Source organism: Myroides fluvii, assembly GCF_009792295.1.
Classification (GTDB): domain Bacteria; phylum Bacteroidota; class Bacteroidia; order Flavobacteriales; family Flavobacteriaceae; genus Flavobacterium; species Flavobacterium fluvii_A.
This window is the reverse complement of the sequence record NZ_CP039934.1, coordinates 3,285,518-3,297,962: the sequence shown is the minus strand read 5'-3', so window position 1 is coordinate 3,297,962 and position 12,445 is coordinate 3,285,518. Positions and strand designations below refer to the sequence as shown.

Here is a 12,445-nt window from a genome sequence, read left to right as displayed (position 1 = left end):
CTTGGTAAACGTAATCCTGTTTTTGAAATTAACAGTAAGGTTTATGAAAAAATTAAATTACTTGATATTCAAAATAATAAACTCACTTCGACGGTTTTCTTCGTGCTGTTCATCTGTACAGTCTACTTTATTGCTACAGTGATTGACTAGCTGGCTTTCTCCATAACCACGTCCAGTTAATCGACTGGCCTTCACTCCTTTGCTAATCATCCATTGGATGGTTGCTTGCGCACGGCGTTCAGATAACTTCATGTTGTATCCATCATCTCCACGGCTATCCGTATGCGATCGAACATCAAGCTCCAATTTCGGATGCTCTAGCATGGTATTGACTACCTTCATTAATTCAATGGCCGCATCTGGACGAATCGTCGAGGAGTCGAAATCAAAGTGAATCGGAGAGAGTTTCAATTTCTTGAATAGGTCATCTCCTTTTTCGATGATTTCCAATTCGATATTCACGCGTTGTTGGATTTTTCGATCCACCGCTACAGTGAAATCTTTCGCAAAATAGCCTTCTTTACTCACGTGAATGCGATATTGCTGTCCGCAGGCTAACTTTTCTGAATGGTAATACCCCAGTTCATCCGCCTGTACAACATCGATTTGTTTTTCCATGTAGTCGTAAATAGCAATTTCTACATGGCTAATTGCCTTGTGTGATTCAAGGTCTGTGACCACTCCGTCAATCATTTGGAAACAAGGCTTTTCCACAAATAGATAAACATCATCACTGCCTACGCCACCCGTTTTATTGGAGCTCACAAATCCTTTTTTCGTGGCTGCGTCAATATAAATACCAAAGTCGTCAAACGCACTGTTGATATCCGATCCTAAGTTGGTCGGAACACCCAGTTGTCCGTCGCGATTGATTTTTACTTTGTACAAGTCCAACCCTCCAAATCCAGGATGACCATCACTGGAAAAGTACAACATATAATCACTCGAGATAAAAGGAAAGGTTTCTCGTCCTGCGGTATTGACTTTATCGCCCAAGTGTTCTACGGTTCCAAAGCGTCCCGTATCGTAGAGACTCACGCGAAACAAATCCGACTGACCTAAACTTCCTTGGCGATCCGAAACGAAATACATCCACTTCTCATCGGGTGTCAACGCCGGGTGCGCCGTGTTATATCCATCCAGGTTAAAGGGCAAGGCTTCTAGGGTTCCCCAAGTGCCATCGCTTTGTTTGCGGGTTTTATAAATCTTCAACAAGGAAGACTCCTCCTCGTTGTATTGGGCTTTTTTACCTCCTACACTACCGTTGTTACTGGTAAAATACATCGTATTGCCATCTTTGGTAAAAACAGCAGTTCCCATATTGAGCTCTTTCGAGGCAATTTCCTTGGCAAATAACACGGGATCTCCAAAACTACCGTCCTCGCCAATAGTCGTTGCATACAACTTGGTATAGCGTTGATTGGTCCAATTGTGTACTTTGTTTTTCATCTCTTCACTCGCTCGTGCAGAAGTAAAAATCAAGCGATTGCCCAACAAAGAAGCACCATAATCTGAAGATTCACTATTGGTAGAGAGATTCATCAGCGTAAAACGAGAAGAGGCAATGGTTTGCTCTACCAATTCACTATTGGTGATAAACAGTTGTGCTCTAGAATCATTCGCTTTTAATGCAGCAAACTCCTGTAATACAGCATCTGCTTTTTCCAACTGATTCACCGCTTTGAGCGTTTGACCATAGCGGTAGTAATACTCTTTGTCTAAAGCCCCTATATTCTTATCGGGATAACTCCCTTGAAACAACTCATCGTACCATCTATGGGCTTCGACAAATTTGCCATTGAAATAGTAAGAATCCCCTAGCTTACTCAAAATAGAGGTATTGATCTCGCCTTTTTCCACCATACCTTCATAAAACTTGATGGCATCAACATAGGCAAAATTATCGTATTCGCGATCGGCTTTGCGTTCTTTTCTGGTTTGACCAAACCCAACGAGGCTGGAAAACAAGAAACAAAACAAAAGGCCTTGGTATATATTTTTTCTAATCATATAGGCTGGTCTTTAGAAAAATCGAGGTGCGACTTTTCTCCTGTTGTTATTAAATAGTTCAAACTTCATAAAGATCTCGTGAGATCCCGAGTTGTACTTCGAGAGTTTGCTGGTATCCGCATCGTACGTATACCCTACAAATAATCCGTCCGTGATTTGGAATCCAGCCAAACCACTTACAGCGGCATCCCAACGATACGCCGCTCCTAAAGTAAATTTATTGTAGAACAAGAAGTTAGCCGTAACATCTACCTGCAAAGGAGCACCGGTCATTACTTTTACCAAAGCAGCAGGTTTGAACTGGATATCGCGATTGATATCAAAGACATACCCTCCCATTGCGTAAAAATGAACTTTCTCTTTCATTACTTGATAATCGCTATCGTTGTAAATCGTGCTAGAGAAAATCATAGGTGCAGATAATCCAACATAGGCTTTATCCGAATAAAGGTAAACCCCAGCCCCTACGTTTGCTGAAAACTTATTTTTTATATTGTTTTCTGAGATGGGATCTGTGCCATCATAGATATATAACTTATCGTAGTTTACATCCAACAAAGACCCTGTTCCCTTTAGTCCAAAAGCCAATTTATACTGGTGGTCTAGATCTACTGAATAGGCCAAATCAAGGGATAAACTGTTGTCATCCATCACCCCTAAATGGTCGTTCTTAAAGTGAACGCCCAAGCCTAATCCGTTATCGGTAAGCGGCGTTGTAGCTGAGAGATAAGCTGTTTTTGGAGCTCCTTCCAATCCTACCCACTGGGTGCGATACAACCCAAAGAGTTGCAAGTGATTCACACTCCCTGAATAAGCAGGGTTGATCGAGGCAGGATTATACATATACTGCGTATATTGAGGATCTTGCTGGGCGGAAACGTGTTGTAAACTCAACAAACCTAACCCACACATCAAGACCTGCTTTATTGTGTTTCTTCTTTTCATTACTTGTGTTTTTAATTGGTTTCAAGGTGTAAGTTGGCCGCCTTTTTTATCATGCGACTGCCGTTGGCATCTTTGTACTCGTAGGTAATTACGTAGTAATACGTACCGCTTGGCAATTTACTCCCTTTGTCAACTGTGACTTTTCCTTCAGAATAACCTCTAAAAACATTCGTGCTTCCGTCGCCTTTCGGATCGTAATCCGTCGTCTCATACACACGAGCTCCCCAACGGTTGAAAATCTCTACTTTGTTGGGATAGTTCTTGATGTTGTCAATGATAAAATAATCGTTCTTCCCATCGCCATCTGCTGTAACTAAGTTGTAGATTACAATATCCCCATCTAAAATCCAGTCCTTTTTAACGGTTCCCAAAGTGAAAAAACCATAACCTTTTACCGTTCCAATAGTCGTCACTTCTTTGGTAGACATATCGACAACACCACCTTCATCCACCCAAATCTGTTGTTTGGCATCCCAACGCACAATGTGCAATTCCTCTTCAGGATTAGTCAATACAGCAGCAGAAGTTGTTGATTCATCCCAAGTTAAGGTCAACAAAACATCACTTTGCTCGTTAGTACCCTTGTCTACAATCCAATATTCGGTATCGTTGATGCTATTGATCACCCCAACTGTATTTTGACGAGCGTTAAAAAAAGCAGCATCATTATACACGTATTGACCTAAAAAAACATCCCCTACTTCTTTAGATGCTGATATTCGAGCTGGGCGATAGCGCTCTTGATCCCCTATAGGGTATACAAAAATCTCATTTCCTATCTTTTCAATCGCACCCTCTACGTGAGAAGCGTCACCCATATGCTGAGCTGTAGCTCCTTTTTTGAAGGTAAACATCCCATGTGAAACTTTCGTGATGGGATTATATGTCGAATCCACGACAACGATTCCATTTTGAAAATCAACCAAACCAGTTGCATCGATATTGTTTTTTAAATCAAAAGCAACTTTGCTCACTGGGCTATCAAAAATGATGTTGTAAAACGAAGCCAATTGATTTCCAGCAATTTGTTTCGCTCGCTGAGGATTACCTTCCACCGTAAATACAGTGGTCGAAGTAGTCCCTTTGGTGGTAATTCCATAAGCGCCATCGTTGATGAAATCGTGAAAATAAATCACCATGCCATCATTGGTTACATGTCCAGATGCGCTGTTCTCGAAATTTCCCTCTATCGAGACTACACCTTCTGGAGACACGGAGAAGAGTCCTTCGTTGGTAATCAACGAAGGGGTTTCTTGTCCATAGAGTAGTACACCACTTAAACTGAGTACTGCTACAGTATATAATTTTATTTTTGTCATGTTTTTCTTTTTTATCCTATCCCGTCTAACAACACGTAAGATGTTTATATACAAAAGGCTATAGTTTTTTTTCGTAAATTTGAATGATAAACACTCCTGTTCCATAATTTTCATCAGCGCCCACTGGACTTCCAAAAAACATGGTTCCCCTACCATTTTCAACATACCCTTTGGCTGAATACGTTATGTATTTTGCACTAGTTGTTAGGTTCGTGAAAATATCTGTCGCTTTACCTGAAACAGGCATGGTGATATGTCGCTCTGATCCATAGTTTTTAGGTACATTATATAAGGTAAACTTACGCGACCCCTCTTCTAATTCGGTTTGAATATTATTTTCACTTCGATATAAGGTTATCCCCATATAACCAGGCACAGGAGTATTGATGTTAGTTAATACCCCCGTGATGGAAACATTGTATTCTAAAGCGACAGCCACTGTTGTACGCGGTTCAATTTTAACGACCAAATCTAGATTCAATTCTACAGGTACCATCGTCACTGCATTTGAATTATTCACGAGTGTTGTAGAAACACTTTGCGGTAAATTCTTAAACAAAACGTCTTTTGCAGTATACGCATCCTCCCCCAAATCATTGTATCCTAAGTTTCCATGTTCATCAGCTAAAATCATTCGATTATACTCGATGGGATTTGCCAGTTTACGCAATCTCACTTCGCCTTTTACATCTAAATCAGCTTCAGGCTTTTCATTGTGTATACCTACTTGCCCAAAGAGATACCCCGTGAACAAGAAGGAAAGCAACCAATGTATTTTAAATAATTGTTTCATCTTAATAATCAAAAATTGTAATGTTAATCGATCCTTTACCCCAATTGTAATTTTTTACATCATTGACTTTTCTCCACATTCCAAATATGTTGTTGGAATAGGAATTAGCGGCAGGCTGCGATAGAATACCGTACACTTTATAGGTAACTAACTTCACACTCGTACTGCTATTTTCTACCTCGTCATAATACATATTCGATATGGCTATTCCTTTTGCAGATGCACTAGGTGCATATCCATTAGAAAACGAATAGGTACGCGTCGCTTGGTATAAAATTGTTTCACTTCCATTTTCTATCTTGCTAATAAGGATAGAACCTTGTCCCGTACCTCCATTGATTACACCAATACTATAGTTGATTTCCATCAAAGATCTCTTCATGGGTAAAATTGGGACGGTAATAGCCAAATTCAGTGGAGTTAGTGTTTGACCAACTTGTACCGCACTGGTCATTTTTTGAAAATAACTCGTTCTATATACATAACTATCGCGAATTCGTTGTCGATATCCAATATTTCCATCTACATCTGCATATAAAACTCTGTTATAGGTTTCTAATTGATCACTGACATTAGGAAGATTACTGGCCTTCATTATCACATTCACATCAAAATCTACTTCTGGTGTTTCAATTCCAACACCTACCTGAGCGACACCTACATTTACAACAAACAAGGTGATAGTTAAAAAAAATTGTCTCATCCTTTTTGTTTTAAAGTTTTTTATCAAAAATCATAGCAGAAAACACGCCTACTCCCATTGAATTTAGGGATAAATCAGAGATAGAATCCCCAAAAAACAAAGCTGTAAAATTGGGGCCATCCGTAAATCCTTTTAGTGAATATTCTACTATTTTCTTTGTATTTGTTGTATTTTTAATCACATCCACATACTTGCCATCGATAAACATTCCGCGTTTTGTTTCATTAATCGCATTGGGATAAGACAATGCAAAAGAAAATTTCCTCGATCCTCCGTGCATAATTTGCGTTTGTATCCCCTCCGTCTTGATCAATTGTACTCCTCCAAAATGCGGATATACGCTAGCCGTATTAACATTTAAATAAATCGGTACATTGTAAGTCAAAATCACAGTTGTTTCACTATGCGCATCTACTTCTACAGTTAACTTTACTCCTAAATCTTGTGGCATAGCAACAGGAACGATTACTACATTCGTCATAAACTGTTTCACTATGTTTTTAAAAATCAAGCCATTTTGATAAAACTGTATGGCTGTTAAGCGCCCTTCATCGTCACTTCGAACTTGCCTATAATGGGTATATTGGCTTTGTTGTTCTAGATCTTGAAATCGAACTGTTCCTTTTGTTTCAAATTCATAGGTCGGTTCTTCTGTGCCTATTCCTATTTGAGCATAAGAAATAAAACTCAAAAACAGGAATAGTACAGAAAATATTATTTTTTTATACATCATAACTGTGTATTTTTAATTCGGTTAAGCAATTTACTTTTTCACATACTCCAGAATCAAGTAGTATGTTCCTACTGGATGGTATGTTGTAATAATTCCTGGTATACCTAAAACAAGTTGTGTATTTCCATTCACGACCTTTTTTCTAATAACACCTTCCGTAATCGAATTGGTTGTTTTATTGATCAAACGTGCGTGTATAACTACTTCAGCAAAATCGCCTGTTATCTCCACCACATTTGTCTTTACCCCTAGCGTAATATCAAACATTCTGACGGCTACTTTCTTCGTTGTATTTAACCACTTCTCAGGCTTAATAACTTCATCATAGGAATAGTCTACCACTCCAACAGCATTGCTTATAAACTCATTCAAAATATTTTTTACATTCGTATTATCCACGATGGTTTGGAAATTATTTTCCACATCTTCTACTACATTAATAGTAGTTCCAGCCCCATTGGTTTTAATCGCTTCTTCGTTTTTGTATACGTAGACACCCGCTCCAGAAGAAGTCAAAGTTGTAGTCGTCTCCTTTGTCTTAATCTCTGTGGTTAAATTAAATTCACTACTAGGTGTTTTAATAATCAAATCCCCATCGGTATTGCGCACGACAGATATATTTCCTTGTGCCTCCAAAATAAATTGTTGCAAAAGCATTTTTACGCTATTATCGTTTAAAATCGTCTCAAAATCTTGGATGATATCTTGGGTTACCTGAATCACAACACTGTCTTGACCTCCTGTCTCATTCTTGAAGTAGTATTCAGTCAAAAGATTTGCGTCTTTTCCTTTAGCTAAAGCAGTTAAGCTTTCTGAGAATTGCACTGTCTGGGTATTCAAACCATTGTTGAAAGAGAAACCTGCTTGTACAGCATCAACATTGACTGTAGTATCTGTTAAGGTTAATGCAGATGCTGGAGCATTGTTTTTAATGATCGTTTTAAATTCATTACTATCTCCTAACTTAGTAATAAATTGCTGGTTGTCAACTAGATTAGTAACAAATACATCGTTGTTTGCGATGATCTCTCCTAATTCATCAATCGATACTTTAAATTCCCTATCCTCTGTATCCGTAATGATTAAGAAATCACTGTTCACAGCAAAGGTTTTAATTTTTGTGTTTCCTAAAACATCCCAGCTAATCGGTACGGGTTGCTTGTTTTCATCATAATAGAAAAACGAATGGGTCGTAGTATCATACCCTACGTTTCCATATTTTCCTTTTAACTCTTCAATGATGTTTTCAATGAATTCGTTGTTGTTGGTAATTTGATTGATGAAGTCAATATTATCTCCTAACTTAGTAATGAATTCGTTGTTATCAACTAAGTTCGTAACAAAAGTGCTGTTATTCGCGATTTCTGCAACAGCCAATTGAACCGAATCACCTGCGGAATCCCACACAATCAAGAAGTCATTTTCTAAGGTAAAACGCAAGTTGGTCGTATTTAAACTCGACCAATCAATCGCGTGTTCTACTCCTTGATCGTCATAGTACACAAAAGTATGGGTTGTCGCATTGTAATTGACATTACCGTACTTTCCTTTCAGTTTATTGATGATATTTTCAACAAACTCGCTGTTGTTGGTAATTTGATTGATGAAGTCAATACTATCTCCTAACTTAGTAATGAATTCGTTGTTATCAACTAAGTTCGTAACGAATACATCGTTGTTTGCGATGATCTCTCCTAATTCATCAATCGATACTTTAAATTCCCTATCCTCTGTATCCGTAATGATTAAGAAATCACTGTTTACAGCAAAGGTTTTAATTTTTGTATTTCCTAAAACATCCCAGCTAATCGGTACGGGTTGCTTGTTTTCATCATAATAGAAAAACGAATGGGTCGTAGTATCATACCCTACGTTTCCATATTTTCCTTTTAACTCTTCAATGATGTTTTCAATGAATTCGTTGTTGTTGGTAATTTGATTGATGAAGTCAATATTATCTCCTAACTTAGTAATGAATTCGTTGTTATCAACTAAATTCGTAACAAAAGTGCTGTTATTCGCGATTTCTGCTACCGCCAATTGAACCGAATCACCTGCGGAATCCCACACAATCAAGAAGTCATTTTCTAAGGTAAAACGCAAGTTGGTCGTATTTAAGCTCGACCAATCAATCGCGTGTTCTACCCCTTGATCGTCATAGTACACAAAAGTATGGGTTGTCGCATTGTAATTGACATTACCGTACTTTCCTTTCAGTTTATTGATGATATTTTCAACAAACTCGCTGTTGTTGGTAATTTGATTGATGAAGTCAATACTATCTCCTAACTTAGTAATGAATTCGTTGTTATCAACTAAGTTCGTAACGAATACATCGTTGTTTGCGATGATCTCTCCTAATTCATCAATCGATACTTTAAATTCCCTATCCTCTGTATCCGTAATAATTAAGAAATCACTGTTCACAGCAAAGGTTTTAATTTTTGTGTTTCCTAAAACATCCCAGCTAATCGGTACGGGTTGCTTGTTTTCATCATAATAGAAAAACGAATGGGTCGTAGTATCATACCCTACGTTTCCATATTTTCCTTTTAACTCTTCAATGATGTTTTCAATGAATTCGTTGTTGTTGGTAATTTGATTGATGAAGTCAATATTATCTCCTAACTTGGTAATGAATTCGTTGTTATCAACTAAGTTCGTAACAAAAGTGCTGTTATTCGCGATTTCTGCTACAGCCAATTGAACCGAATCACCAGCGGAATCCCACACAATCAAGAAGTCATTTTCTAAGGTAAAACGCAAGTTGGTCGTATTTAAGCTCGACCAATCAATCGCGTGTTCTACCCCTTGATCGTCATAGTACACAAAAGTATGGGTTGTCGCATTGTAATTGACATTACCGTACTTTCCTTTCAGTTTGTTGATGATATTTTCAACAAACTCGTTGTTGTTGGTAATTTGATTGATGAAGTCAATATTATCTCCTAACTTAGTAATGAATTCGTTGTTATCAACTAAATTCGTAACGAAGGTGCTGTTATTCGCGATTTCTGCTACTGCCAATTGAACCGAATCACCAGCGGAATCCCACACAATCAAGAAGTCATTTTCTAAGGTAAAACGCAAGTTGGTCGTATTTAAGCTCGACCAATCAATCGCGTGTTCTACCCCTTGATCGTCATAGTACACAAAAGTATGGGTTGTCGCATTGTAATTGACATTACCGTACTTTCCTTTCAGTTTATTGATGATATTTTCAACAAACTCGCTGTTGTTGGTAATTTGATTGATGAAGTCAATATTATCTCCTAACTTAGTAATGAATTCGTTGTTATCAACTAAGTTCGTAACAAAAGTGCTGTTATTCGCGATTTCTGCAACAGCCAATTGAACCGAATCACCAGCGGAATCCCACACAATCAAGAAGTCATTTTCTAAGGTAAAACGCAAGTTGGTCGTATTTAAACTCGACCAATCAATCGCGTGTTCTACTCCTTGATCGTCATAGTACACAAAAGTATGGGTTGTCGCATTGTAATTGACATTACCGTACTTTCCTTTCAGTTTATTGATGATATTTTCAACAAACTCGCTGTTGTTGGTAATTTGATTGATGAAGTCAATACTATCTCCTAACTTAGTAATAAATTCGTTGTTATCAACTAAGTTCGTAACAAAAGTGCTGTTATTCGCGATTTCTGCTACAGCCAATTGAACCGAATCACCAGCGGAATCCCACACAATCAAGAAGTCATTTTCTAAGGTAAAACGCAAGTTGGTCGTATTTAAACTCGACCAATCAATCGCGTGTTCTACCCCTTGATCGTCATAGTACACAAAAGTATGGGTTGTCGCATTGTAATTGACATTACCGTACTTTCCTTTCAGTTTGTTGATGATATTTTCAACAAACTCGCTGTTGTTGGTAATTTGATTGATGAAGTCAATATTATCTCCTAACTTAGTAATGAATTCGTTGTTATCAACTAAGTTCGTAACAAAAGTGCTGTTATTCGCTATTTCTGCTACAGCCAATTGAACCGAATCACCAGCGGAATCCCACACAATCAAGAAGTCATTTTCTAAGGTAAAACGCAAGTTGGTCGTATTTAAGCTCGACCAATCAATCGCGTGTTCTACCCCTTGATCGTCATAGTACACAAAAGTATGGGTTGTTGCATTGTAATTGACATTACCGTACTTTCCTTTCAGTTTGTTGATGATATTTTCAACAAACTCGTTGTTGTTGGTAATTTGATTGATGAAGTCAATATTATCTCCTAACTTAGTAATGAATTCGTTGTTATCAACTAAGTTCGTAACAAAAGTGCTGTTATTCGCGATTTCTGCTACAGCCAATTGAACCGAATCACCAGCGGAATCCCACACAATCAAGAAGTCATTTTCTAAGGTAAAACGCAAGTTGGTCGTATTTAAGCTCGACCAATCAATCGCGTGTTCTACTCCTTGATCGTCATAGTACACAAAAGTATGGGTTGTTGCATTGTAATTGACATTACCGTACTTTCCTTTCAGTTTGTTGATGATATTTTCAACAAACTCGTTGTTGTTGGTAATTTGATTGATGAAGTCAATATTATCTCCTAACTTAGTAATGAATTCGTTGTTATCAACTAAGTTCGTAACAAAAGTGCTGTTATTCGCGATTTCTGCTACAGCCAATTGAACCGAATCACCGGCGGAATCCCACACAATCAAGAAGTCATTTTCTAAGGTAAAACGCAAGTTGGTCGTATTTAAGCTCGACCAATCAATCGCGTGTTCTACCCCTTGATCGTCATAGTACACAAAAGTATGGGTTGTTGCATTGTAATTGACATTACCGTACTTTCCTTTCAGTTTGTTGATGATATTTTCAACAAACTCGCTGTTGTTCGTAATTTGATTGATGAAGTCAATACTATCTCCTAACTTAGTAATGAATTCGTTGTTATCAACTAAATTCGTAACGAAGGTGCTGTTATTCGCGATTTCACGAATCGCCAAATACACACTGTGATTCTCAGTATCCGTTATAATTAAAGACTCTTCATTATTCTTTGTTGGATTGGCTCCAATAGTGAATGTATTATTCATCCGGTCAATCACCGTATCTCCTGAAAGCAAAGGAATCCAGCTATTATTTCTCCAATAATAGAATCCTGCTTTAAGATTATGCTCACCTGTGTGATATACCAATAAACTTTCAACTTGATCACCTTCTATTGGTGCATACTGTGTCAGAACTTCAAGTTTAACACGAGGAATTAAAACTCCTTTTTTTTCAGCTACAATATCTAATTGAGCCGCACTTGCAGCTTTTTTAGTACCGATACCTACTTGCGCCATGGCCGAAGTACTTAGAATCAGGGCGAATAGCGGAATAACTTTTCTTATCATAATTTTCACTTTTTTATTGTATAACATTAAAATATCATAACCCATCAAAGTTACAGTCATTATGTATTTTTTAATAATAAAATATAATTATTACCGATATTAATATTCAACAACACAACATACATAGTTAAACTTATTTTTTTTCATAAAAAACACGTTTAACTTTAAAATATAAAAAAATATTTAATTCGCAAAATATCATCATAAAAGGATGAGATTGTCGATGAAAAGGAAGAAAGAAAAAAATTGATTCGCAACAAAATAAGTCAATCGCAAATTGAGTAAAATAATTCTCTTAAAAAAAAATTAATTTTTCTCAATCTCAATTTTTAGATTTTTAACAAAAAAAAAGGCTTGAAGTAGAAAAAAGCGCTTGTAACTGAAAAAAGGAGTCCAACATAGAAAGATAGCCAAAAGTAGATTAAGTTAAATTCAATGCTTCATTTTATACAAAAAACAAGAAATAAAATATGTTATTTAGAAAGAATAAGAAAATTAGCTACAGATTAAAAAATCAACAACGAATACGCTATAAAAAAAAAAGCAGAGATTTCTCTCTGCTTTTTTTTTAAACCTGT

Annotated in this window: 7 protein-coding genes; all 7 read right to left on the bottom strand. The window is 37.2% G+C overall.

The window, feature by feature from the left end:
• Positions 1-57: 57 nt before the first annotated feature.
• Genes FBR08_RS14620 through FBR08_RS14590 form a run of 7 tightly spaced genes read right to left on the bottom strand, consistent with a single transcriptional unit; the run spans position 58 to position 11,867 of the window.
• The gene (locus tag FBR08_RS14620; RefSeq protein ID WP_158963403.1) at positions 58-2,010 is read right to left on the bottom strand and encodes an OmpA family protein; all 1,953 of its coding nucleotides are present in this window, start codon (positions 2,008-2,010) and stop codon (positions 58-60) included.
• A gap of 12 nt (positions 2,011-2,022) precedes the next feature.
• Entirely contained in the window at positions 2,023-2,955 is a 933-nt protein-coding gene (locus tag FBR08_RS14615; RefSeq protein ID WP_158963402.1) for a PorP/SprF family type IX secretion system membrane protein, read from the bottom strand.
• An 11-nt stretch (positions 2,956-2,966) separates the two neighbouring features.
• Positions 2,967-4,274, bottom strand: coding sequence for a gliding motility-associated C-terminal domain-containing protein (locus tag FBR08_RS14610; RefSeq protein ID WP_158963401.1), 1,308 nt, complete (start codon positions 4,272-4,274; stop codon positions 2,967-2,969).
• 58 nt (positions 4,275-4,332) lie between these two features.
• On the bottom strand, positions 4,333-5,067 hold the full coding sequence (locus FBR08_RS14605; protein ID WP_158963400.1) for a hypothetical protein: 735 nt from the start codon (positions 5,065-5,067) through the stop codon (positions 4,333-4,335).
• A gap of 1 nt (position 5,068) precedes the next feature.
• On the bottom strand, positions 5,069-5,770 hold the full coding sequence (locus FBR08_RS14600; RefSeq protein ID WP_158963399.1) for a hypothetical protein: 702 nt from the start codon (positions 5,768-5,770) through the stop codon (positions 5,069-5,071).
• Positions 5,771-5,780: 10 nt separating this feature from the next.
• Positions 5,781-6,503, bottom strand: a complete 723-nt coding sequence (locus FBR08_RS14595) for a hypothetical protein (RefSeq protein WP_158963398.1) — start codon at positions 6,501-6,503, stop codon at positions 5,781-5,783.
• Positions 6,504-6,533: 30 nt separating this feature from the next.
• On the bottom strand, positions 6,534-11,867 hold the full coding sequence (locus FBR08_RS14590) for a hypothetical protein (RefSeq protein WP_158963397.1): 5,334 nt from the start codon (positions 11,865-11,867) through the stop codon (positions 6,534-6,536).
• Between the last annotated feature and the right edge of the window lie 578 nt (positions 11,868-12,445).